Source organism: Pectinatus haikarae (assembly GCF_050916305.1).
GTDB classification, from domain to species: Bacteria; Bacillota; Negativicutes; order Selenomonadales; family Selenomonadaceae; genus Pectinatus; species Pectinatus haikarae.
On record NZ_CP116940.1, the window covers coordinates 64,948 to 90,552 of the forward strand.

Consider the following 25,605-nt stretch of genomic DNA (forward strand, 5'->3'; position numbering starts at 1 on the left):
ATCGCAAAGATTCCCTAAAGCATATTTTTTGTTAGCCTGCAAATCACTCTATATTTCCGGAACTGCCGGCAGAATTCGCCAGCGTGCTTTGCAATGACGGAAAAGGATATTTTTCTTCATTCATTCTTTTTATACTTTCATTTAATCAATGTTTTCTTTACATTACTGATATAAAATGGTATGTTTAATAACACATTGGTAACTTGATTTGAGAACGCGCATAAAAAGGAGTCGATGAATAAATGATTGCACAAGAACAATGGTATAAATACCTGCAGTTGTTGTCTGAAAAATATCCGACCCGTCAATCTGTCTACGCTGAGCTTATTCATTTAAACGGTGTTTTGAGTCTGCCAAAACCGACTGAACATTTCATGAGTGATCTGCACGGTGAATATGAATCGTTTTTTCATATATTGAATAATTGTTCCGGCGTAATAAAAGAAAAAGTAGACAAAGTTTTTACAGAAAAAATGTCTGATGAAGAGAAGGCAGATTTTTGTACTCTTATATATTATCCGCTGGAAAAATTAACGACATTGAAAAAGAAAAATTTACTTTCTCCCGAATATTATAAAAAGACTATTTTAAATCTTCTTGATTTATCAAAATTTATGTCATATAAATATCAGCCCCGCGAAATCAATAATGCTATTCCTGAAGGCTATGGTTCAATAATCGACGAGCTGCTGCGCGGCCGGCCGGATGCCGATTATGTGCCCCGTGTTTATCGGCAGAAAATGCTTGATACACTTATCAGTATAGGCAGCGGCGATGATTTTATCTTTGCCTTTACTGTATTAATCAAAAGACTGGCCGTGGCCCGACTTCACATTGTGGGTGATTTTTTTGATCGCGGCAAACGTCCTGATGCTATTTTGAATATGCTGATGGAACACCACAGTATCGATATCCAATGGGGAAATCATGATGTTCTTTGGATGGGAGCCGCTTGCGGCAGTGAAACCTGCATCGCAGAGGTCGTACGCATAACATTGAAATACAATAACATTGAGGTTCTTGAAAGAGGTTATGCTATAAGTGTCCGCCCTCTTTTTTTGTTTGCGGCAAGAATGTATCCCCATGACAACCCCATCGAAGCGGCTCAAAAGGCAATAGCTGTTATTCTTTTCAAGCAGGAGGCCGCTATCATCAAAAGGAATCCGGATTTTGCTATGCAAGAACGCCTTCTTTTGCATAAAATAAATTATAAGGAACATTTTTTTCTTTCTCATAAGAAAGAATATGAAATGCAGACTGACTATTTCCCAACAATAGATCCGTCTGCTCCCTTCAGCTTAACCGAAGAAGAATACGAGATCATAAGAGGTCTCCAGTCATCTTTCATAGAAAGCAGACAACTGCAGCGGCATATTCAGTTTCTTTACAAAAAGGGCAGTCTGTACAAATGTTATAATGGGAATTTACTGTTCCATGGATGTGTTCCTGTTGATGATGAAGGCCGCTTCAGAAGTATTCATTTAGAAGGAAAAAATTACAGCGGCAGAGCCTATTTGGATTATGTGGAACAAAAAATACGGCAAGCCTATTTTGGTGAAAAAGATCAATTCACTATAGACTTTATGTGGTATTTATGGTGCGGAATAAATTCACCCGTCTCCGGACGGGAAATGAAAACATTCGAACGTATTTTTGTAAAGGATAAAAGTCTTTGGGAAGAACCATCCGACGCTTATTTTCGCTATTATGACAAAGATTGGTTTTGTGAACAATTATTGCAGGAATTTGGCTTGGATCCGAATCACGGACATATTATCAACGGACATGTACCGATAAAGGTAAAGGACGGTGAGACTCCTATAAAAGCAAAGGGAAAAGCTATTGTTATCGACGGCGGCTTCTGCCGGGCTTATCACAAAAAAACAGGCATCGCAGGATTTACACTTGTTTCAAATTCCCGCGGATTGAGATTGATAGAGCATCGTGATTTTACAAACGTAAAAGCCGCTATTATGAATAATAAAGATATCGAATCAGTATCTGAATCAGTTGAGGTGCAAAGCTATCAGACAACCATCGCCGATACTGAAGAAGGTGAAAAAATCCAGGAACAGATAAACGATTTGTATCATTTGATGCTGCTCTATAAAAACGGGATATTAAAACCATTGGAATAAGAATATTCTATATAGCTATTTTTCCATTTCTGTATTAAAATTAAGATAGTTTTAATATCTGCCGGCACAGCTTCGCAGATATCTTAGTGTAAACGCGGGAGGTAACACAATGAAAAACATAAATTGGGCAATTCTGGGAACAGGCGTTGTCGCCAATGAAATGGCATCCGCATTGAAAAATGCCGGGAAAAAAGTCTACGCTGTCGGCAACCGCACTTACAGTAAAGCGGTATTGTTTGCAGAAAAATATGGTATAGAGCATATCTATGAAAATTATCATGATATGTTCCATGATGATAAGGTGGATATCATCTACATAACCACTCCGCATAATACCCATATCAATTTTCTCAGGGAAGCTCTTGCCGCGGGCAAGCATGTTTTATGTGAAAAATCAATTACGCTTAATTCCGCTGAACTGCGTGAGGCAGTGGAGCTGGCTGAAAAAAACAAGGTCATTCTCGGTGAAGCTATGACGATCTATCATATGCCCCTTTATAAAAAATTAGCAAATATGTACAAAACCGGAGAGTTTGGCCGGGTAAATCTCATCCAGCTTAATTTTGGCAGCTTCAAAGAATATAATATGGAAAACAGATTTTTCAATAAAAATCTGGCCGGCGGCGCCATGTTGGACATAGGTGTTTATGCCCTTTCGCTTGCACGAATATTTTTGGCATCAAAACCTGACAAAATTATATCCCAAGTTCGTTATGCCCCCACAGGTGTCGATGAAAAGGCCGGGATAGTCATGACAAACGCAGAGGGGGAAATGGCAGTGATTTCCTTATCTCTGCATTCTAAGCAGCCTAAAAGGGCAGTGATTTCCTGTGAGAAATGCTATATAGAAATCATGGAATATCCGCGTGCCTGCGAAGCGGTCATCGTCGATGCACAATCCGGTGAAAAAACAGTGATCAGAGAAGGGGACAGACAACGTGCTCTGCAATATGAAATGGAAGATATGGAAGAAGCTGTAAAGGGTGATTTTCAAATACTGCGTCTTAGTGACACTATTGATGTTATGAATATGATGTCAGGAATGCGTGATGAGTGGCAATTATACTATCCGGAAGAAAAAGATAAAAAAATCTTATAGACAGCACAGACATATCTGTATCCTGTAAAATTCTATTTAAATCTCTGAAAAAGCCTTACAATATACTCTGGAAAGCAGTATAATGGTTGCATGAATCCGATGATGCTCAAAAGCCCTGAAAATAATAAAATTCTATATAAATTTATCATTATATATAAGGAAAAAACTATCTTTATATGGTAAAATAGTGTATAAAATATAATTTTTTGAAAAGGATAGGGATAATATGAACAAAGCAGACTTAGTTACTGAAGTATCACAAAAAATGGAGACTACTAAAAAAGATGCAGAAATAGCGTTAAATGCGGTTCTGGCAACCATTGAAGAATCCCTTGTGAAAGGCGACAATGTCCAGCTTATCGGCTTCGGCACTTTTGAAGTGAAAGCACGTGCCGAAAGGAAAGGCCGCAATCCGCAGACCGGTGCCGAAATAAAAATCCCTGCATCAAAAACAGCAACTTTTAAAATAGGGAAAAAACTTAAAGAAAAAATAAATATTGCACCTAAGGCTAAAAAAACCAAAAAAGCTAAAAAATAAATTCGCATGCTCAGAAGAAAACTCCCTGCATCTGATTGTAAAATCAATTGCAGGGAGTTTTCTTCTTTTTATATTCAAGCGGATATTAAGCCTCTGTTTTATTGCGGTAATTTCAAATTCATATTACCATAATCATTTATTATAAAAGTACTTGCATGAATCGCCTTGCATTTTTTCTTTACGGCAGCCGCCTTCGATGCCAATATCGTAGAGGTAAGGCCATCCTTACCGGTTATTCTTAAAACGGCCAGAGAGACCGTCATCAGCGGGAACTTTTCTATCTGCCCATTCCTGTTGGCAGCAGCGATATATTTTTCCATTCGGTGTTTGGCCGAATAGAAATTTTTACTTTCCATATCAAAATTTTTTATGAGCATATTACATACTTCTGATATTTCATCCGCGGGAATAAACGCTATAAAATCATCACCGCCTATATGTCCGAGAAAAAATTTCTTCGTATATTTGTTCAGTGTTTCATGCAGCAGCCTGGCCGTTGCTATAAGCACCGTATCCCCTGATTCAAAACCGTAAACATCATTATATACCTTAAAATTATCTATATCGATGTAAATGACCGCGAAGGGTATAAATTTTTCCAAATAAGCAGCCAGGGTCCATTCTATCACATTATTCCCGGGCAGTCCCGTAAGCGGATTGGCATGGCGGGCACGGTTTATCTCCAATTTGGTGGTGACCTCAAGCAGTTTTTTTATAGTTACCGTTCCGTAGTATTTACTGTCTTTTACGACAATGATGGCATCATATGTGCATCCGTTCTGCCTGTTGAGCACCTGTTGGGATGTTTCTTCTATGGAGGTCTCATAATCAACAATCAAGGGTTTGTTATTCATCAGCAAACGGATGGGACGATTACTGTACAGCGATATGCCATATTTAGTTGCAAGATGCTGATAAAACATATTATAATTCAATATTCCTGCCGGAATACCCTCATCCACAATTATTACATCCAAAGGTTCCTGCATGGAACGAAGATAATCCAAAATAACATGTCCCATCGTTTCGGAAGAAAAGGTCGTCTGCTTAGATGCTATTTCACCGATAGTCATATTCAGCAGCGTGTTTAAGCGAAAATTTTCTTTTTCCCTGTTTACTTCACGAATATAACACACAATACTTTCTTCCAGTTCCAAAAGCTCCGGTTTTGGCCGTCCCAGAAAAAAACCCTGTCCATAGTCGACACCCAGCTCAATAAGAATATTCAGTTCTTCCTTGCGTTCTATTCCTTCTGCAATTATCTTTATATTGGCAGAATGGGCAAAACCGACTAAAGCTTTGACAATAGATTTTCTGATATGGTTTTTATCTATATCTTTTACAAGGCCGATATCAAGCTTTATAAATTGAGGCGCTATCTGCGCCAAAAGATTCAGCCCGCTATAACCTGCGCCCACATCATCAATGGCTATTTTATAATTCTGGCATTGATAGTTTTCCAATACAGCGCAAAAGGATTTATAGTCATCAACTGTTGTTTTTTCACTTATTTCAAATACTATATCCCTTTCATTCAAATTGCATTGCTGCAGAAATTTCGCCGTAGACCCTTGATGAAAATTGCGATCATATAAAATTCGCGCATCTACATTTAAAAACAATTTTCTACTGCCCAGAATATTTTCCACATTTTTTATGGCCAGGCTACGGCAGAGATAATCCAAATGCCACAAGCATTTCTCTTTTTCGGCAAGTGCGAAAAGTGCATCAGGCGGATGAAGCGGACTGCCCTCCGGTCCCCGGCTGAGCGCTTCGTAGGCAAAAATCTCCCCATTTTTTAAGGCAACGATAGGTTGATACACTGGTGTTATAAGTTTATTTTCCAGAATCATCTTCAACTCGCCACTTTCATTCAAAGATAAACCTTCTCCTCCCGATTAGCTGGTACTCCGTTCAGTTTAAAGGATTTTTATTATGCGATTGTTATAAATTTGTTATTTATTTGATAAATAATTTATTTTTCGGCAGATTTCGCATTGAGGGAAGATAATACCGCCCCTTCAAAGTCGTGACAAATTTTTATCCAGCTTTTTAATAATGGAGAAATATATTTATTTTTATGATAGACAATATTGAAACTTCTTTTTAAAATAACATCACTGACTGAAAATACCTTCAGTTTCCCCTGCTCCAACTCAGGTCCGATTATCCTGCGTGAAATAACACTCACTCCCAGATCGGCAATGACTGCTTTTTTGATGGCTTCAGCATTATTGTAAACACCGGCGATTTTAATTTTTTTATTATGCGACTGCATCATCTGCTCGAACAGTTCTCTCGTCCCACTGCCGGATTCCCTGACAAAAAAATTCAGTTCCGCAGCATCTTCCAATGATATCTCTTTCTTTTCGAGAATACTATTATGTGCTGCTGTGATAAAAACAAGTTCATCTGCCATGAATGGCTGAACAATTAAATATTCCGAGCGGATTCTCCCTTCTACCATAGCTATATCCAATTCATCTTTCAAAAGCATATTTTCTAATTCTTTTGTGTTATGTATTTCTGATAATATTTCAGCATTTTTATTTTTTTTGCGCATTTCTTCCAGCAAATTTATCAGAACTGCCTCACCTATGGTCATGCTTGCTCCGACACGCAGACTGCATTGAACACCATAGCATTGCATAGTGGTTTCAATCTGCTTATTTAAATTCACTATATGACGTACATATATCAAAAGCTGTTTTCCTGCTTCTGTAATGAACAATCTGCGTCCCAAACGCTCAAACAGAACAGTTTTATAGTAAATTTCCATTTCATGGATAGCCAGACTCACTGAGGGTTGTGTCATATGCAGCCTGGCTGCTGCTTTTGTCATATTATTCTCGTCACAGACGCAGATAAAAATTTTCATATGTCTCAGAGTCATATTTTATCCTCATATCATTTTTTCTATTGTTTTTATCGAATTATATCATTTAAGCTATGGTAATACAAATTATTTATGTGCAATGCAATATAATATATTTTTTTAATATTATATTTTATGTAAAATTTTCTAGAAAAATAATAAATATTATAGTAATATATAAGATGTGGTTTTTCAGGTAATATGACTATTCCCGCCATGTAGAAATAGTCCATAGTTCATGCAAAAAAATCAACATTTTTTTTGCGGGCCTATTCGGGGATTTTCTTTACATCTTTCATTGTATGCTGTAATAAGATATTATGGGCAAACTTATTGAAAAATAAGGACGCAAAGCTATGGGTCTGTGCTGATAAAATATTTGCACTGATCGCCAGGCTGCATAAATTTATTTGTGCAGCTTTTTTCATGTGCACAAATTTTAGACAAACAAAAAATACTTATCGGAGGAGACAAATTTATGAAACGATTAGCTGACCTAAAAATTAAGTCCAAATTGAGCCTCTTAATCTTTTCAGTAGTGATATTTCTTATTATTGTAGGATATACCAGTCACTATTCGACTCAGATACTCTCAGAAAAACTCAATATCATGTATACAGACAGATTGCAGCCTATTCAGCTGCTAAATTCGGCCCGGGCGGAAAGCAGACGAAATGAAGCCATAACATATTCCATATTTGCGTCCAGAGATTCTGCCGAACAGCAGACATTGCTGGGGTCACTTGAGGAACATAAGAAAATATATATTGACTTTTTAGATAAATTTCAACAACGCACTCTCGATGAGACCGAAAAAAATGATATAGAAAAAATTAAGGCAGATACAAAAATATACCGTGAAGCATGGCAAACTGCTATTTCAATGGCGGTGGCTGGTAATCAAGAAGAAGCCATACTTTATTTCAAGAAAAACGCTCTTCAGCATCTGACTGATATCAATAAAACCCTTGATGATTTATCCAATTACGAAAATCAGCTGGCCGAACAGGAGAATCAACTTGGCAATAAAATTGCTTCTTTAAATGACAATATAACCCTGATAATAACTTTAGCAGCAATAATTTTATCGGGAGGTCTGGGATTGCTTATTTCCCGTTACATCTCCATACCGTTGCATAGTTTGATGGAAGAAGTTGACGAACTTTCTGCCGGAGATTTTAAAAATACTGCCGATAATTCACATTATTATAATGATGAAATAGGCAGCTTGGGAAGAGCAATGGGAACAATGCGCAGCAAGCTGCGTGAACTTATCAAGCAGATACATAATTCAGCTGAACAGCTGGCAGCATCTTCGGAGGAGCTTTCAGCAAGTGCCGATCAATCCGCACAAACCTCCGATCAGGTCGCAAATTCCGTTACAGAAGTCGCCAGCGGTGCGGAGAAGCAGCTTGAACTGACCGATAAGGCCAGCAGTACTGTAAAACACATTTCTGCTGCAGTCACTGAAGTCTCATCCAATACCAGAACACTCGCTAATTCGGCTGAGAAAGCCGCAGCTGCGGCCAATGACGGTGAAGCGTCCATCCAGCAGGCTATGGATCAAATGAAAATCATTGAAAATAAAACAAATGATACAGCCGCGGTTATCGAAGAGCTCAATGCACGATCTGCACAAATAAGTCAGATTGTTGATGTTATTTCCAGTATAGCCGGCCAAACTAATTTATTGGCTCTGAATGCAGCGATCGAAGCAGCCAGTGCCGGCGAAGCAGGAAAAGGTTTTGCTGTAGTGGCCGAAGAAGTAAGAAGGCTTGCAGAACAATCCCAATCTGCGGCAAAACAAATCACCGAGATCATAGGACAGATTCAGAAGCAGACGAACAGTGCCGTAAATTATATGAATGACAGCAAAAACGAAGTGGACAACGGAACCGTTGTCGTCGCCAATACCGGAAAGAACTTTGAGCAGATACTGTATATGGTAAAGACCATGACTGAACAGATATTGGCAATATCTGCATCAGTCGATAAAGTAACGCAGCATTCAAGAAATGTTGTTGATGCCGTCGATTCCATAGACACAGAAAGCAAAAAGGCTTCTGATGAGACACAGAATATATCAGCAGCCACTGAAGAACAATCAGCCACTGTGGGAGAAATAGCCTCAGCCAGCGGTAAACTGGCAAAATTAGCAGAAAATCTGCAAGCTATGGTTCAGGAATTTAAGGTTTGATAATATGCAAAACGCCCTGCGGATTATTTTTATCCAGCAGGGTATTTTTATATATTTTCTCAATGATCTTTTTCCTACGGCACATTTCTTCTTTGATCGATCAAAGGCTTTTTCTTTTCCGTAACACTGATACTCAGTGATTCTTTCCTTCAAACACCGCTGACTTTACAGTATAATAAATAATCTTATTAATCCGACAGGGCCGAAACATTATCAATTATGTTCGATAAAACAACAAGATTGGAAGTTTTTACCAATCCCGGATGATTTTTTATCCTGGACAGCAATGATTTCAGCGTACGTGCATCTTCCGTTATTATTTTCAAATAGTAATCAAAATCCCCTGTGATATAATAACATTCATTTATCTCCGGTTCTGTTTTTGCATATTCGGCAAATTCTTCACCGGCCGTAGTGCTGGCAAAGCGCAGAAACATGAGTGCCATCAAATGCTTGTTTATTTTTTCCGGATCCAATATTACTGTATATTGTTTTATGACTCCTGAGGTTTCCAATTTGCGCAGCCTCTCGCTGGCTGCCGGCATTGACAAGGAAATAGCAACACTCAAATCGGAAATTGTCATCCGCGCATTTTTTTGCAAATTCTTTAATATTGCTTTATCTGTTTTATCCATTTTCTTCACCATTAACCCTCTCATTTTTATCGCTGTTAAATATTGATGAAGCGGCAAAAATGAATTTGTCCATATCACAGTTGCCGCAGCGTTCCCCTATGCCATTTACTGTAGTATCAATGAAAAAAGCACCGGACTGTACGGCTGCTATTGAATTGGCCACAGCCATGCCCAGATCATTGTGCGCATGAAATTCTATATCTATAGACGTTTCCTGTATAAGCCTGCTGATCTGCTCATGCACGGCAAGGGGCGTCATAATGCCTACCGTGTCGGCAAATCGCACCCTGCCAACGCCAAATTGCTTTACTTTACGCACTACTGCCAGCATAAAATCCATTTGCGCTCTTGATGCGTCTTCCATGCCGACAGTAACTTCTGCTTTATTGCCTGTTGCCGGATAGACAACTTTATCTATTTCCTGCAGCAGCCAAGTCTCATCTTTCTTCAGCTTTTCGTGTATCTGCCTGTATGAGACCGGGATGCTTATATGGATTATATCAGCATTGCATGCAAGAGAAGTGTTTATATCATCGGCATTCAGCCTATTCCACACTGCTATGCGGGCATTATGGCAGACTTGCTTTATTTTCTTTATGATTTCCTGCTCACTTTTTCCGATGGCCGGGATACCTGCCTCTATCTGATAAACGCCTTTTTCATCTAACATTTTGGCCACAGCAATTTTTTCTTTATCACTGAACATAATAAGAGGGCTTTGAGTACCATCACGCAGCGTCGTATCAACAATATGAATATATGGAGCCATCATCTCAAACACGTCCCATCATTTCTACCAGATCATAAAATTCTTTATCTGTTAGCGAGCGGCACAAGATACGTGATTTTTCCTTTACTTTTTCAAGAATAGCAGCTGTGTCCAATCTGCGACAGCTGAGCTTGAGTTCTTTCAGCTTGACCTCCACAGCCTTCCTGCCCGATGTACTGCCTAAAATAATACGGCGCTTCGCATTGATGAATTCCGGTGGATAAGGTTCATAAAGCTGCGGATTTTTCATTATTCCGTCAACATGAATACCCGATTCCACGGCAAATATGGCATCACCTATAACAGGTTTATTTACAGGTATGGATATTCCTAAAACTGCAGATACAATCTTCTTCAATAATCTAAAGTTCATTTTTTCTCTCATTGGTACAATTCCTGCCAGATGAGCCGCCAGTAGTATTTCTTCCAAAGGAGCATGATCGGCTATTCCACAAAACGACGTCACCGCCTGCTGTCCGCGCTTATGCCATGCAAAAGCAAGCGCAGTTGCCTGATTGAGGGAATCGAATGGTTCAAAGGAAACTGGTTTTTGCTCGCCACTCCAATGTGTGAATATCGCTTCGATATCAAGAACAGACAGTCGTGTCAAACCAATAATCCGTGTTTCAATCTTTTTTCCTGATGCATTGTAAACATTCTGCCTGATCAGCTGTTTTTTTGCGGCAGCATATTCCTTTGCCGTTAATACATAACGATAAGCCCCTTTATAATGCCATATATCTTCATAGTCATTTATGCGCAGAATATATTTTTGAGCAGGAAGAACTGCCATATCGGCTATATTTTGCCATACAGGAACAGTCATTTCCACCGCATCTACAGGCAGTCTCTCCAGACATTTTAAAATCAGCTTCTGCTGCCACTTAGATGCAGTGTCCACATAACACAGAGTAGCATCTGTTATCATATTACCGCCTCCTTTTGAAGACAGGCACGAAGAAATAAATGATATTCGTGCAAATTTACAATGCCTTATCCAGAAATTCTCCGGCATTTTTTTTAGATATGGCAGCTTTTTTAACAGCATCTTCTATACGGTCATAAGTGATTATCACATCTATGCCGGCTTGTTCCAATCTCTGCTGTGGAGCTTCACCGATCCTCAAAGAAATAACAGCAGCACAATCCTTTATTGTTATTATTATTTTATCGATCTTATCAGCCTTATCATTACAGGTCTGTTTCCCCATGCAGTATCTCTCTACATTGCGTTTTTCAATAAAACGTACGTTGCTGCCGTCACTTTCATATATATAGAATTCTTCTGCCTGCCCAAAATGACAATCGATAAGCATTCCGCTTTTGGTGGCTGCCGCAAAACGATATGATTTGATGGGAACAGCCGTATTCTTCACTTTTTCTGTACATTTTCTATATTCTATGGACAGATCGTTGCCCAAAGTCCCCACAGCATCGGCCCGGCACTGCCTGCAATGATACATCTGTTTCATATGGATACCGCATTTTTTTCTCATTTCCATTATTTCCTTGTTGGAAACCAGCGGCATATCCTGAAACGCACTGTCTTTTACAGGTATAAGCTGCATTATATTAGTTATTTCACAGCCAAGTTCCTTTACCTTTTTCACCACATCTTCAATATGTTCATCATTGATGCCCTTGAGCATAACTATATTTACTTTGCACATTATACCGTGCCTTGTAAGATACCTCAGCCCGTTCAGCTGGTTGCCCAGAAGAATGCCCGCTGCGCTTTCCCCTGTATAGCGTACTCCCATATAATCAATATGTTTGTATATTTTCGCACCGATCCGCGGATCTATGGTATTTAATGTGACCGTTACATGTGATACACCGAGGTCTATCAATTCCTGCGCATATTGAGGCAGCATCAGACCATTGGTGGAAAGACAGAATGTCACAGCGGGATCAGCCTCTTTTATAAGCTGCAACGTTTTTTTTGTCTGTTCGAAATTTGCTAATGCATCGCCCGGACCGGCTATACCCACCACTGTCAGATCAGGTACCCGTTCTTTTACAAGCATATATTTTTCGAATGCTTCCTGCGGCGATAATATTTCCGTAGTGACACCGGGTCTGCTTTCATTGGGACAGTCATATTTTCTTACGCAGTAATTGCACTGAATATTGCATTTCGGTGCTACCGGCAGATGAATACGTGCATATTTTTTACTTCCGCAGGTATAGCAGGGATGCGTAAGAGTCTTTTCCTTCATTATCTGCTTTTGTTTTATGTCTATTACATTATCCGGCTGTGTATCTGTGAATTTTTTTTCATCGCTGCTGAAATACTTATTATATAGTTCGCTGCGGTAACTTCCTTCAAGCCTGGCTAAAAGAGTATTGGCTATATCGTCCAGCATTCTGACAGAACCTTCATAGCCGAGCATTCTGACACGCTGCCCGCCGACTCTGTCATGTATGGGAAAACTGCAGCGCAGCAAAGGAATTTTTGTACGCTCCTCAATACGATGTCCATCACCGCTGCCGATCATTATATTCGCTCCGCATTCGATCACAGCATTTTCGATAGCAGTGAAATCAGCATCATTTATGATCGCCGTTTTTTCCACAAATTGCAGCTTTGCCGCCTTTTTCATCTGTCCCTTTATATTTTCCGCAAAACCGCGGCATGCTGATCCAGTAGCACACACTACGGGAATAATACCATTTTCACAGCAGAGACTTACGATCCCTTTTACAAGATCCGGTTCGCCAAATATAGCTGCACGCCCCATAGCATTGTACTTATGCGAATCCACCATAGCATCAAGATAGCGTCCGCGTTCTTTGCGCAGGCTTTCCGGTACTTTTCCGCCCAGTTCCTTCAATTTTTGGACAAGAGCATCAACTGCTTTTATCCCGATAGGCAGATCAAGCCGGCAATAAGGAACATTATACTTTCTGTGCAGATAAACAGCGGGCGAAAATTCGTCGACATTGAATGTGGACAATTCAATAGTATATTTGGCACCGGCCATCTTGCTTATCACACTGAGCGGTGTGCCTCCCTTTGGCAGCCGATCGTATTTTTCAACATGAATACCGTCGAGATTGTCGGCTATATCCGGCAGTAAAATATAATCTATATCCATAGAATCTAAAAGATTTTTTAAATAACGTGTATCAGCCGGCGAAATCATGCCCGTCACTATATTTATCTTACCGTTCTGCATTGTGTCCATTTCAACATTCTCTACTACCGCTCTTATAGCACGGAAAAAACCGTCAAAATGGGTGCCCGCATAACTTGGTGATGAAATAGGAATTATTTTTGCCTTGCATTCCGGATGGGTTTCATAAAATCTTTTAATTATGGCCGCTGTATCTTCACCTATAGTTTCAGCCAGGCAGGTCGTAGACACACCTATCACTTCAGGATCGTACAAGCGGATAAGATTTTCCAGTCCTATGATAAGATTTTTTTCTCCACCGAAGACTGTCCCTTCTTCGGTTAGAGAAGAAGACGCTATATCTACCGGTTCGTTATAATGCGTTGCCATATGTCGTCTTATATATGTGCTGCAGCCTTGCGAACCATGCAATATAGACATGCAGCGGGCGATTCCGTACAAAGCAGTCACAGAACCAAGGGGCACACACATTTTACAGGGGTTTATGTTTAAGTTAACGGCATTTTCCATGACAGCCTCTTCCTTTCTCTCCAAAACAAATGTAAAGTATATCTCCTGCGGCAGCAATTCAAATGGCTGTCATATATTCCCAAACCGGGCTGTTAATACTGAGGTTTATTTCTCTTGTAAAATTTTCTACACCTTCATAACCGCCCAAAGCATGCTTTCTTTCATGATTATGATCGCAAAAAGCCACACCCAGTTTATAAGCAAGCGGCCTTTCTTTTACTCCGCCAACCAATATATCCGCTTTTTTCTGTTTTATAAAAAACTCGAGCTCCGCAGGATTGGCATCATCCAGTATTACTGTATCATCATTCACTATGCTCTGAATAACTTCATATTCATCTTTTTTCCCTGTTTGTGTGCCGACGACTACTGTTTCAATCCCCATTTCATTAAATTGCCTGATCAAAGAAATAGCCTTAAAACCGCCGCCGACATAAATTGCTGCTTTTTTACCTTCAAGATTAGGTCTGTATTTTTCCATAAATTTTCTGAGACGGAAGCCTTCATTTTTCGTAAAAGCCTCTGCCTTTTCCACCATTGAAGCATCGCCCAGCATATGTGCTACCTGCATTATGGAAGCACTCGTATCTTCAATGCCAAAAAAACTTACCTTCATGAATGGGATGCCGAATTTTTCCTCCATCATATTCGCCAGATACATCGATGATCCGGCACACTGAACTATATTCAGAGCAGCCGATGGTGCTTTTATAAGTGTCGCATAGGAAGCATCACCAGTAATCGTCGACACCACATCTATGCCTATTTTTTTAAAATAATTTTTTATCAGCCACATCTCTCCGGCCAGATTGAAATCGCCGAGAATATTCACACCGCTGTGCAGTGCCTTTTCAGACAGCTGATGAGGACTGATCAAACGCATCATTGCATCGCATGCCAGTTTATATCCCTGCCTTTTTGTACCCGAAAAGCCAGCCGCTTTTACCGGGATCACACGAATATGATATTTTTCGCCGGCCTTCCTGCATACTGCCTCCACATCATCTCCTATTACCCCGACAATGCAGGTAGCATATACAAAAATCAATTCAGGCGAATATTTCGCTGCTATTTCATCTATTGCCGCCATTAATTTTTTTTCTCCGCCGAAGATGATATCCTCTTCTCTGAGATCTGTAGAAAAACTGTTGCGATAAAGTTCACTGCCGCTTGACAAACTTCCCCTGATATCCCATGTATAGCTGGCACAGCCGATAGGACCGTGGACTATATGAAATGCATCTGTTATCGGGTTTAAGACAACACGCGCGCCGCAATACACGCAGGCTCGCTGACTCACAGAACCGGAAATACTAGCCTTATCGCAGTCTATGCTTTTGCTGCTGCAGCCAATATTTTTTACCATTATTGACTTTTGCCGCGTTTCTAAAATTCCCTCGCTCATAATCCACACATCCTTTTTCCAAAACACATCTGTATATTAAAATCACCGATAAATAAAAATACAAAGACCCCCTAATACAAATTAATACTTCATTGTATTAGAGGGCCTTCGATTCTGTCTATATTTTTTTATTATACACAAATTATTATAAAAACACAATAGTAATTCCTTGATAAACAAAAGTTCTCATCTAAGTGTTAAATTATTCAGCTAATATAAGCAATAAAAATGTCCGCGCCAATGACTAATCGCCCTGCTGCAGCTGTATTTTGTAACAGCAGTCAGCAGAGCGTTCAGTGCTTATCGATATAAAAAACGCCACAATGCTACGGAAGCGATAAGAAACCTACATGACCAATTCAAAATCTTTATCTTCTGAATCACGATCCTGCCTGTCAAGCAGTGTGTTTGAAATCATCTCAGTCAGGCGCATCGCCCCCCTGTAGCCGACGAGAGGCATATATGGATGTACATAACGATCAAGGATCGGGAATCCGGCTCTTACGAAAGGTACATCTTCAGCACGTGCAATATATTTGCAATGAGTGCCGCCAATAAGAAGATCAACAGGTTCATTTTTTATCAGCTGATGCAATTCAAATAAATCCGCGTTTGCTTTGGCAATACAATCTGTCACACCATATTTCAAAAGCATTTCCTTAGCCTTCTTAGTGAATTTTTCATCCGGCGTGCCCGTTATCATATATTTTGGCTTCATGCCTAATTCAAGACAGAAGGCAGCTATTCCTAAGACGGTGTCCGGATCGCCGGCAAGAGCGGCGCGCTTATCCCCGTAATATGCATGTGAATCTATCATTATGTCGAGCAATTGTCCGCGTTCTTCTTCAAGTTCGGCAGATACTTCTCTTTTACTCAAATGAGAAAGTGCCATTATATATTTATCTGTGGCTTCTATACCTATAGGCAGTGGCAGAGAAGAAAAATCTACCCCGCATTTCCTTTTTAACTCCATTGCCGGTGCCGCGCTTGTTATTTCTCCCAATGCAAGGACATGCTGTGCCCCGCCAAGTTCACGAATTTCATTAATGGTCGTACCCCCTTTGGGATACATTTCATAATGACCTGTGAGCGCTGAATTCATAGTCCCGTCGGTATCAGGAAACATTGTATATTTCACACCGATCATTTTGGCAATACGTTTTAATTCATGCATGTCGCCAGGATTTACAAATCCCGGAAATATGCCGACTTTTCCCGTTGCCGTGGTTTTTTCGTCACTGAGATATTTGATGAAGCCTGTCATCATATTGGCAAAGCCAGTTATGTGTGACCCCACATAGCTGGGGGTATTTGTATGAACGACAAGTTTTCCTTCAGGTATTTCCAGCTGCTGAATCAGCGTCTTCAAATCGTCGCCGATTGTTTCACTCAGGCATGTCGTGTGTACAGCAACAATATCCGGATCATATATATCAAAGATATTTTTCACTGCTTTTTTCAGATTGCTGCCGCCGCCAAAAACACAAGCTCCTTCTGAAAATGAACTTGTAGTGGCTATGGCCGGTTCCTTAAAATGACGGGCAAGAAAGGTCCGGTGATATGAACAGCAGCCCTGTGAACCATGACTGTGGGGCATACAGCGATGCACACCGAGCGCCGCATACATCGCCCCCACCGGCTGACATGTTTTAGCCGGATTTACACGCAGGGATTTTCTGTTTACCAATTCTTTCGGTGTCATATCAAGCATAATTTTCATCTCCCATCGTGCCTTCCAAGGTTGGATGCGTCCTCCACGGAGGTGTCAGCATCTTCCATGCCGGGGCATAAATACTCAAATAAGTGTTTCTGGCAAAGGTTATTGCCCCCTTAAAGCCTGCATAGGGTCCGCTGTAATCATAAGAATGCAACTGGTTGGACGGAACACCTTTTTTCTCAATCATATATTTATCCTTAATACCTGAATAAAAAATATCCGGTTTGAAAATATCGAGTACCTTTTCCGTTTCATAGTGATTAAAATCATCCACGGTTATAGTACCGTCCCCCATATCCTTGAACATTCCTTTATAATATTCCAGTTCTACATTTTGCCTGCGCAATTCATTGAAACGTTCCTTATCGAGTGCCACATGAAAAAATTCCTTGTCAGGCTCCACAGTTATCGTTTCTATATTTTTACTGTCGGCATCAAGTTTGATATTTGGCAACACTTCACGACCTTCATAATCATCGCGATGGGCAAATTCATATCCGGCTATAACTGTTTTGATCCCAAAATCTTTCAAGACGTTCTGGTAATGATGTGAACGAGATCCGCCCACAAACACACCCGCTGTTTTTCCTTCAAGTTTCTGCCGATAAAATTTTCTTTCCTCTGCAATTTCTTCCAGTTCTTCCGCTATTACCTCTTCAGTGCGTTTTTTGATCTCATCGTTATCAAAATAATCGGCTATCTCGCGCAAGGTGCGGATAGTTTCATCGATTCCGACAAAATTCACTTTTATCCAGTCGATATTATATTTGGTTTTCATCATTTCTGCTATATAATTGATCGAACGATGACATTGAACCAAATTCAAGCTGGCTGTATGCGCATGAGTCAAAGCTTCATATGAACCGTCTCCGGTGAGCACCGCAATCACCTCATAGCCGATTTTTTTGAGGATGCGCTCCTGCTCCCAGCCATCACCGCCTATATTATATTCACCGAGTATATTGACCCGCAGACCTTTTTCCGGTATTTCATCTTTGGCAGACCCGATTACGCGCTTCATCAATCCGTTATTTGCTATATGATGCCCAGCTGATTGGCTCACGCCCTTATATCCTTCACAGCTGTATGCTATACAGGTCACGCCAAATTCTTTTTCCGCTTCGGAGGCAACTGAGTTTATATCATCACCGATAAGCCCGATCGGACACGTAGAACAGATCATAACTGCCCGCGGATGAAAAATTTCCACAGCTTCTTTTATAGCCTGCCGCAATTTTTTCATACCGCCGAAAACAATATCTGTTTCCTGCATATCTGTTGAAAAACTGTATTGAATAAAGTTTCGTCCGTCAGGAGAATCAGCTTTATTTCTTCTTGTCCCCCAGGTATAGTAACCGCAGCCGATAGGACCATGTGTTATTACTACAGTATCCCGCAGTGGGCCGAGAACAACCCCCTTGCAGCCTGCATAACAGCAGCCTCTGTTTATCATCATGCCCGGTACAGATCGGCTGTTGGCGGCTATTTCTTTAGGCACGCCGGTTTCATCCAGCTCTACGATATGATCTTTTCTATTTTTAAAAACACGGCCGGAATATTTATCCAGAATCACTTCGCGTGCATCCATTTTAATCCTCTCCTAACTGCTGCATTTCCACTTCCTGATATTGTCCCGTGCGGATATTATACCCACCGGTAACAGGCATCACAAATACTTTTCCGTCTCCGGGCTGATCTGTCTGATTTATGTCAATTATTGTTTTAACGGCAAGCTCTACCTGTTCGTCGTCAACAATGATAGAAAATGATCTGCGCGGTACAAGCCTGGTACCCTCTGAAAGATGTATGCCCATATCATTGGCCGGTACTTCTCCTTCATTTTCTACAATTACGTTTATAGCTTCCGCAGCCAGCGGTTTTTTCCCCCTGCCTACCGCTTTTGATACCGTAAAAGAAGGATATCCTGCCTTAGCCAGAGCGGCTTTTGTAGCATTTATTTTATTCATTCGCAAAAAGGCCATTATTTCTTTCATCTAAAAACCTCCTTAAAGACCGGCTTTGCCGGAACTTATTGTATAGGCTTCTTCGACTTTTGTTACAAAAATACGACCGTCACCAAAATTACCGTTTTCTCCTGTGCGTGCATTTTTCATAATTATTCTCACAATGTCTTCCTTATTAGAAGCCTCCGCAATAATTATCAGCAATTCTTTCGGCAATTCATCATAATGAACTTCTCCTACAACGATCCCTTTTTGCCGTCCACGGCCATATACTTCTTCCTTGGTAACACCGACATAACCGGCATCCAGCAATTCTGCCAGTACAGCAGCTGATTTTTCCGGACGTACAACAGCACGAATCATCAATAAATCGCTCATCTGCAGTCCCCCTGTAATATATTATTAACAGCTATTATTTTAAAATTATGCTCGTTACAATATTCCATTTCCGTTCAATGGTGATCAATTCGCAACGGTCGAAACTATCAATCCAGCTTCAGAGGGAATATCAGCACCCTCTGAAACAAGATCTTATGTTATTTATTCGCAGTATATATTAAAATATCAACATTTCAATTTCTAAGCATCCATCAAACCATGTTCCATCAGAAGTTGTTCCAAACGATCCTGTGAAAGTGGTTTCGGAATGACAAACATATCATTACCGTCTATTTTATTTGCCAGCGTACGATATTCATCAGCCTGACCACATTTTGGATCAAATTCGATAACAGTCTGGCGGTTTATTTCAGCACGCTGTACCATATTGTCCCGCGGTACAAAATGTATCATCTGCGTACCCAGTTCTTTAGCCACAGCTTCAACGAGTTCAGCTTCACCGTCAACTTTACGGCTGTTGCATATCAAACCGCCGAGACGCACACCGCCTGTTTCAGCATATTTTTTTATACCTTTGGAAATGTTGTTTGCTGCATAAAGAGCCATCATTTCACCGGAAGCTACAATATATATTTCTTTAGCTTTGCCTTCACGGATAGGCATCGCAAACCCGCCGCAGACAACATCACCCAATACATCATAAAAAACGTAATCCAGATCCTCTTCATATGCACCAAGCTGTTCAAGAAGATTGATAGAAGTTATTATACCGCGCCCCGCACAGCCTACACCTGGTTCCGGACCGCCTGATTCCACACATTTTATTCCTTCAAAGCCTTCCTTTAAAACCATGTCCAGATCTACATCATCGCCTTCTTCGCGCAGTGTATCAAGTACAGTTTGCTGAGCCAGGCCGTTCAAAATCAATCTTGTTGAATCCGCCTTCGGATCGCAGCCCACTATCATAATTTTCTTGCCCATTTCTCCCAGACCGGCATTGAGATTCTGCGTGGTAGTCGATTTTCCTATTCCGCCTTTACCATAAATAGCAACCTGTCTCATAACAAAACCCTCCAATATAATAAAGTATCCCCCACAACATCAACATAAAGCTTAGCCTTGACAAGTTTGCCGAAAAACAAAATCCCGCTGCAGGTTTATACCCCAGCGGGACATCTTTGTCCATTCACAAACAATATAAATATTGTTTGTTCCATATTTTATATCTTTTTTGTAACCTTGTTAAGTTTTCTGTTGATGCTGTAACTATAAATCATTGCTTTTGTATTGTCAATAGGAATAAATTATATAAATCCACAGTAATTTATCAGATAATTCTTTCTTTGTATTTTATAGCAGTTCAATTTAAATAACCAGCAAGTTTGAATTAAAAATTTAACAGCAGGTTCTTGTTTTATTCATATTATTTAGCTGCTTGTAAGAAAAAATTTTTCCCACAAAAATTATATTTTTTTCTATAGTATATAAGAAAAATTTTCAAAGAATAATATATCATTTTTTTAATTATATTTTTTCTTAACAAAGAATCTGATATTCTTACAAAAACTTCTTTGCAAAAATGTCTTTCAAATACTTTTTTTAAGTAATTGCTGTAAATACAGTTTTTATCCTAAAAGTTGAAAAAATCCGCTCTATTGACATTTATGAGCAGCAAAAGTACATTATTATTATAATGAAGCTGTAAGGAGTGTTCTATATGAACAAAAAAATAGCTGTCACCTGCGACAAGGATAATCAGCTTACCGATTTTGCCAGTCTCTCTCATATAATTATTTTTGAGAATAATGGCACTGCATGGAAAATCCGCAAAAGATTCCCCTTTAATTTTTCTTCGATAAAAACAGCGCAGGAAATTCGTGATTACACCCGCAATCTCATTTTAAAACTTGATGACTGTAAGATAATTGCCTCCAGATCCATCAATGGACTTATCTATAATGTTTTCGACAGAATGAGATTTGCAATATTTGAAATAGACAGCCTTGATGACAATATGCTGGACAAGATAATTACTGATATTTACAACAGCCTTCATGATGTGAACAACAATGTTCCTGTTGCTACAGCCCCTGTAGAAACCACCGGCGGCATCTATTATCTTGATTTGATAAAGCTGCAGAACGCACATCCTGATATTTCTTCTAAAAAAGCATTGCGTGCTTTTATTGACAACAGCCCTTTTATCAGGCTTGATCTTGTTTGTTCGCACATTCCGGCATGGCTCAAGTCACCAGAATATGAAAAAAAATTGGATATTACCACACGAAACAGCGGTTCGTCTTTATTGGTTTCAATAAGTAAAAAATGCCTGGACTGATCTAAATAAGAGAAATGTATATAATAATTATTTTTCTCCGCAGCATTCAGGAGAACGGTGTATCTGATGCCGTTAATTTTCAATAATTCCAATCCAGAGGAGCAAACTATGGACATAACAACAAAATATGGTATTCTTTATAATTGCTATAATATTGCCCGGCATAAGAATGGGCAGGTGTCCGAATGCATTTGCCAGCAGGAAAGTCCTCTCACTATAAGTGGTACGATATATTTTCCTTATTACAGAGAAAATGAGCGTCGTAAGCTTTCACCTTCCATAAAATTTTACAGTAATGGCAGCGTGAAATCTCTTTATCTGGAGGAACAGACCATAATAAAATCTTCTTTAGGCAATTTTCCTGCAGAGCTAATCACCTTTTACCCTGACGGCAGTCTTTGCCGTGTCTTTCCGTTAAACGGCAAAATAACCGGTTATTGGAGTGAAGAGAGTGAAATTAAGCTTATCGAAAAAATGCCGTTTTCTTTTTTCGGCGGTGCTTTTTCAGCAAGACCTATGTGTTTTCATTTTTATGAAGACGGAAAGTTAAAAAGTCTCACATTGCAGCCAAGTGAACGTATATTACTGAATACCCCCGCCGGTAAATTGAAAATCAAATGCGGCTTTTCTCTTTACGAAGATGGCAGTCTTCGCTCGACAGAACCGGCTGCTGCCCAGAAAATATCCACAGCTATAGGAGAAATAACTGTTTTTGATCCTGACAGCGTGAATGTGAGCGCTGACAACGGCTCACTTATTTTCACCAAAACAGGTGATATTGCTTCACTGAAAACGACATCTTCAATCACTGTCACTGATACACACGGCCACAGTTTTGAAATAACCCCCATAAAAACAGTTCATCCGCTCAATGAAAATGCACTGCTCATACTGCCGCTGCTATTGAAATTTACGGATGGCTGCATAACAATAATACGCAGCGGACTGGAGCAGTACAGCTATCCCGTTGACCAAACTCATTTTACAATAATTTAATGCTCTTATCTGTTAAAATTATTTCAGGCCGCTTCCTATCTTCAGGCAAATTTCACAGCAGCAATACAGATTAATAAATTGGCCAGCATTGCCGCATAATCTCCCGCATTAAGCTTTGTCGAAGCCATGAAGGTCCTTTTTTTCTTATCGGAAAACCCTCGCAGGGATAAACTTATCGCCATATTTTCACTGCGGGATATGGCTTTGAAAACCATCGGCTTGAGAATCATCATATAATCCACAATGCGCCGCACGGGATTGCCTGCGGAATGAAATCCTCTGCATGCCTGAGCTTGCCGTACCTCTTTGCTTTCTTTCAGCAGATCGGGCACAAAACGCAATACAGCAGTTATCATAAAAGCATAATCATACGGCAGACGGCATTGCTTTACAAGCGATGCCGTTATTGATTGTGTCGGCGTTGTTGCCACAAGTATCAACAAAGACACCGCCATTATAAACATTTTATAGGCAGACCCCACTGCCAAAAACAAGGATGTACCGAAAAGCAGCTGTATGAGAGCGAGCACTACAGCAAATACAGTCAGAGCACCGATACCCTTCCACAAAACTTTACCGCCGCCCATTAAGGCGGCACAGAACAATTCCAGAAAAATAAGAATACCCAATGCATAGAGGCTCGCAGTACAAAGACTTGCTACTGACACTGTCAGCGCCATAAGCAGCTTTGTCAATGCTGCAAAATCAATTACACTAATTGTTTTTGCCATTTTCTTCCCTCCGGACAGCAATTTTGTTGTATAATTCCGCCGGTGTCAGGCACAGCTCCAGCTTCATTTCATGACTGATGCGCACAGCTTCAGGCAGTTCCAGCCCCAGTGCAGCAGTCCTTTCTTCATCCGTGAACAGCTCACGCGGCGTTCCCTCAAAAGCTATACATTTATTGGAAAGAACCAGAACCCTATCCGCATGCTCTGCCAGAATATCCATGTCATGCGTTATCAGTATAATTCCTATTCCCTTCTTATTCAGCTTTCTCATCAGACGCAGCAGAACAGTCCGTTCCCTGCAGTCCTGTCCCGAAGTCGGTTCATCAAGGATCAGCAGCTTAGGTACAGCAGCAAGCGCAGAGGCTATTGACAGCCTTTGCTTGTCTCCCAGCGACAAAAGCTGCGGCATGCACTCCTGCTTATCTGCCAGCTCCGTATCAATGAGTGCCTGCTGCACATTTTCCTCTGCCAGCTTTATATCCATTCCCAGTGCCAGAGGTGCATAAGCAGCCTCGCTGTGCACCGAAGATGCAAACAGCTGGTGATCGGGATTCTGAAACACATAGCCTATATCCTTTGCCAATATATAAGATGGCATATCGCTGATAATTTTTCCGTTGAGTTCAATAGTTCCCGCATCCGGTTTCATAAGTCCCATAATAAGCCGGGTAAGCGTAGTCTTACCCGTGCCGTTGCGTCCTGCCACAGCCGTTATCAGCGTTGTGTCTATCTGCACGTTTATATCGTTAAAAATCTTTTCCCTGGCATAGGAAAAAGAAATATTTTTCAGATTCAGCATATGCCCTGCCCCATTTCCCAGCGAATCTTCCAGCGAAGCGGAATAACTTCAGGATACACTTTATTTTCATACATATATTTAAAGCATTTATCCTTTTCTCCGCTTATTTTCAAATAAGATTTATCAATAACCGCCATTTGGGCCTGCATATCAAGAACATATTTCAGATCATGTTCTGCCACTATAATAGTTTTACCGTCATCTTTATTTAACCTGTACAACAGCTCATAAATTTCTTTTGCTCCTTCAGGATCAACTGCGGCTACCGGTTCATCAAGGACAAGCACCGGTGTATCCATAGCCAGCACAGCAGCGATCACAAGGCGCTGCTTCTGACCTCCTGACAATGAAGAAATTTTACGGCTGCCCATTTTTTCCAGACCTGTTTTTTTAAGAACGTCATCACGTTTTTTTATTATATCCAGCGGGTCCATGCCTATATTTTCCAAAGAAAAAGCTATTTCATCGTTAACAGTTTCCGTAACCAGCTGAGCTTCATAGTCAGCCATAACCACACCGAACTTTCTGTTCAAAAGGGCCGGATCATCGTTGATGATATCAAAACCGTCTATATTTATAGACGAATTTTCAAAGCCTCCGAAATAAGATGGTCTTACACCGGCCATAGAAAGGAGCAGCGTGGTCTTGCCACTGCCGTTTACACCGGTAATAACAAAGAAACTGTTTTTCGGTATAGTAAGATCAATATCATGCAGTATAAAAGGAGCTCTGTCTGCAATATTATCATCATTGAAAATTTTTGCCGCAGGTAAATACAAAAGTTGTCCGGCAATACTGCCCAGTGCCGCTACCAAAAGCACAGCAGGCAGCATTGCATAAAGATAAAGAGACATTGGCAGAGATAATACAATTTTTGTAAGCGTAACAAAAATACCGCCACTTATAAACGTAGTTATAAATATAATTATCACAGGTTCCAGTCTCAATCTGCCAAGCTTGAAATCAAGAATATGTGACCCAGCCAATAATGCGCATACCAGCGCTGCGACCGGATCACTTATCAGATTGGCATACGGCAGAGCTGCCTTTGATGTCATCGTTGCTATTATTCCCGAAACCATGCCTATGCCGAATCCCTGACGCAGTGACGGTCTGCACAGCAATATAGCTGTTGCGTACATTACTATGTTCCAATTGAGGGATATTCCGCCTACATTAGGCGATATTATACGCAGTATAACACCTATAGCTAAAAGTAAAGTAGTTATAGTTATCCAGCGCAGATCACTTTTATTATAACGTTTATTCTTCGTCATTGGACCATTCCCTTATTTAAAATTCAGCTATGTTCTTTTACTTACCGACAAGATATATTTTAACATGATAACTTCTTAAATCAAATCTTTTTATTTTTTGCATAAAAATAAACCGCCGCAAATCAAAGTACAAGATTTACG

Annotated in this window: 21 protein-coding genes and 1 riboswitch; of the genes, 6 read left to right on the forward strand and 15 right to left on the reverse strand. The window is 40.2% G+C overall.

Features of this window, described 5'->3' with window-relative positions:
* The first annotated feature begins 242 nt into the window (after positions 1-242).
* The 3 genes from NXG61_RS00340 (at position 243) to NXG61_RS00350 (ending at position 3,775) form a co-directional block, all read left to right on the forward strand.
* Positions 243-2,138 carry a fructose-1,6-bisphosphatase gene (locus NXG61_RS00340; RefSeq protein ID WP_196605706.1) on the forward strand — a complete coding sequence of 632 codons (1,896 nt, stop codon included), beginning with the start codon at positions 243-245 and terminating at the stop codon, positions 2,136-2,138.
* Between the two features lie 109 nt (positions 2,139-2,247).
* On the forward strand, positions 2,248-3,237 hold the full coding sequence (locus NXG61_RS00345) for a Gfo/Idh/MocA family protein (protein WP_307222879.1): 990 nt from the start codon (positions 2,248-2,250) through the stop codon (positions 3,235-3,237).
* Positions 3,238-3,463: 226 nt separating this feature from the next.
* On the forward strand, positions 3,464-3,775 hold the full coding sequence (locus NXG61_RS00350; protein WP_196605708.1) for an HU family DNA-binding protein: 312 nt from the start codon (positions 3,464-3,466) through the stop codon (positions 3,773-3,775).
* 98 nt (positions 3,776-3,873) lie between these two features.
* Here the strand turns inward: NXG61_RS00350 and NXG61_RS00355 are convergent, their stop codons facing one another.
* Positions 3,874-5,652 (reverse strand): GGDEF domain-containing protein, encoded by a 1,779-nt coding sequence (locus NXG61_RS00355; RefSeq protein WP_196605709.1) that lies wholly within the window; start codon positions 5,650-5,652, stop codon positions 3,874-3,876.
* Positions 5,653-5,750: 98 nt separating this feature from the next.
* Positions 5,751-6,668 carry a LysR family transcriptional regulator gene (locus tag NXG61_RS00360; RefSeq protein WP_196605710.1) on the reverse strand — a complete coding sequence of 306 codons (918 nt, stop codon included), beginning with the start codon at positions 6,666-6,668 and terminating at the stop codon, positions 5,751-5,753.
* 295 nt (positions 6,669-6,963) lie between these two features.
* A riboswitch (cyclic di-GMP riboswitch) is annotated at positions 6,964-7,054 on the forward strand.
* Positions 7,055-7,128: 74 nt separating this feature from the next.
* On the opposite strand from NXG61_RS00360, the gene NXG61_RS00365 reads away from it, so the two are divergent.
* Positions 7,129-8,847 (forward strand): methyl-accepting chemotaxis protein, encoded by a 1,719-nt coding sequence (locus NXG61_RS00365; protein ID WP_196605711.1) that lies wholly within the window; start codon positions 7,129-7,131, stop codon positions 8,845-8,847.
* Between the two features lie 188 nt (positions 8,848-9,035).
* Here the strand turns inward: NXG61_RS00365 and NXG61_RS00370 are convergent, their stop codons facing one another.
* The 10 genes from NXG61_RS00370 to nifH form a co-directional block, all read right to left on the reverse strand.
* On the reverse strand, positions 9,036-9,494 hold the full coding sequence (locus NXG61_RS00370; protein WP_231038674.1) for an Lrp/AsnC family transcriptional regulator: 459 nt from the start codon (positions 9,492-9,494) through the stop codon (positions 9,036-9,038).
* Positions 9,475-10,254, reverse strand: a complete 780-nt coding sequence (locus NXG61_RS00375; protein WP_196605712.1) for a homocitrate synthase — start codon at positions 10,252-10,254, stop codon at positions 9,475-9,477. The genes NXG61_RS00370 and NXG61_RS00375 overlap by 20 nt, the downstream gene beginning before the upstream one ends.
* A 1-nt stretch (position 10,255) precedes the next feature.
* Positions 10,256-11,179, reverse strand: a complete 924-nt coding sequence (locus NXG61_RS00380; RefSeq protein ID WP_196605713.1) for a homocitrate synthase/isopropylmalate synthase family protein — start codon at positions 11,177-11,179, stop codon at positions 10,256-10,258.
* A 55-nt stretch (positions 11,180-11,234) separates the two neighbouring features.
* Positions 11,235-13,898 (reverse strand): nitrogenase cofactor biosynthesis protein NifB, encoded by a 2,664-nt coding sequence (nifB, locus tag NXG61_RS00385; RefSeq protein ID WP_432748956.1) that lies wholly within the window; start codon positions 13,896-13,898, stop codon positions 11,235-11,237.
* A gap of 58 nt (positions 13,899-13,956) precedes the next feature.
* The gene (gene nifE / locus NXG61_RS00390) at positions 13,957-15,303 is read right to left on the reverse strand and encodes a nitrogenase iron-molybdenum cofactor biosynthesis protein NifE (protein ID WP_196605714.1); all 1,347 of its coding nucleotides are present in this window, start codon (positions 15,301-15,303) and stop codon (positions 13,957-13,959) included.
* Between the two features lie 346 nt (positions 15,304-15,649).
* The gene (locus NXG61_RS00395; RefSeq protein ID WP_196605715.1) at positions 15,650-17,014 is read right to left on the reverse strand and encodes a nitrogenase component 1; all 1,365 of its coding nucleotides are present in this window, start codon (positions 17,012-17,014) and stop codon (positions 15,650-15,652) included.
* Positions 17,007-18,608 (reverse strand): nitrogenase component I subunit alpha, encoded by a 1,602-nt coding sequence (locus tag NXG61_RS00400; RefSeq protein WP_196605716.1) that lies wholly within the window; start codon positions 18,606-18,608, stop codon positions 17,007-17,009. The genes NXG61_RS00395 and NXG61_RS00400 overlap by 8 nt, the downstream gene beginning before the upstream one ends.
* 1 nt (position 18,609) lies before the next feature.
* On the reverse strand, positions 18,610-19,014 hold the full coding sequence (locus NXG61_RS00405) for a P-II family nitrogen regulator (RefSeq protein WP_196605717.1): 405 nt from the start codon (positions 19,012-19,014) through the stop codon (positions 18,610-18,612).
* A 12-nt stretch (positions 19,015-19,026) separates the two neighbouring features.
* Entirely contained in the window at positions 19,027-19,362 is a 336-nt protein-coding gene (locus NXG61_RS00410; RefSeq protein WP_196605718.1) for a P-II family nitrogen regulator, read from the reverse strand.
* A 201-nt stretch (positions 19,363-19,563) separates the two neighbouring features.
* Positions 19,564-20,385: a nitrogenase iron protein gene (gene nifH / locus NXG61_RS00415; protein ID WP_196605719.1), complete on the reverse strand. Its 822-nt coding sequence runs from the start codon at positions 20,383-20,385 to the stop codon at positions 19,564-19,566.
* A 655-nt stretch (positions 20,386-21,040) separates the two neighbouring features.
* Here nifH and NXG61_RS00420 point away from each other — a divergent pair.
* Both NXG61_RS00420 and NXG61_RS00425 read left to right on the forward strand, forming a co-directional pair.
* A complete protein-coding gene (locus tag NXG61_RS00420) occupies positions 21,041-21,661 on the forward strand; it encodes a Fe-only nitrogenase accessory AnfO family protein (RefSeq protein ID WP_307222891.1) in 621 nt (206 codons plus the stop codon).
* A 108-nt stretch (positions 21,662-21,769) separates the two neighbouring features.
* Positions 21,770-22,657 (forward strand): hypothetical protein, encoded by an 888-nt coding sequence (locus tag NXG61_RS00425; protein ID WP_196605721.1) that lies wholly within the window; start codon positions 21,770-21,772, stop codon positions 22,655-22,657.
* Positions 22,658-22,698: 41 nt separating this feature from the next.
* Here NXG61_RS00425 and NXG61_RS00430 read toward each other — a convergent pair whose 3' ends face one another.
* From NXG61_RS00430 to NXG61_RS00440, 3 genes are read right to left on the reverse strand one after another with little or no spacing between them, the layout of a single operon-like run.
* A complete protein-coding gene (locus NXG61_RS00430) occupies positions 22,699-23,388 on the reverse strand; it encodes an energy-coupling factor transporter transmembrane component T family protein (RefSeq protein ID WP_307222893.1) in 690 nt (229 codons plus the stop codon).
* Positions 23,372-24,187, reverse strand: coding sequence for an energy-coupling factor ABC transporter ATP-binding protein (locus tag NXG61_RS00435; protein WP_196605723.1), 816 nt, complete (start codon positions 24,185-24,187; stop codon positions 23,372-23,374). The genes NXG61_RS00430 and NXG61_RS00435 overlap by 17 nt, the downstream gene beginning before the upstream one ends.
* Positions 24,181-25,464 (reverse strand): ABC transporter ATP-binding protein, encoded by a 1,284-nt coding sequence (locus NXG61_RS00440; protein WP_196605724.1) that lies wholly within the window; start codon positions 25,462-25,464, stop codon positions 24,181-24,183. The genes NXG61_RS00435 and NXG61_RS00440 overlap by 7 nt, the downstream gene beginning before the upstream one ends.
* Between the last annotated feature and the right edge of the window lie 141 nt (positions 25,465-25,605).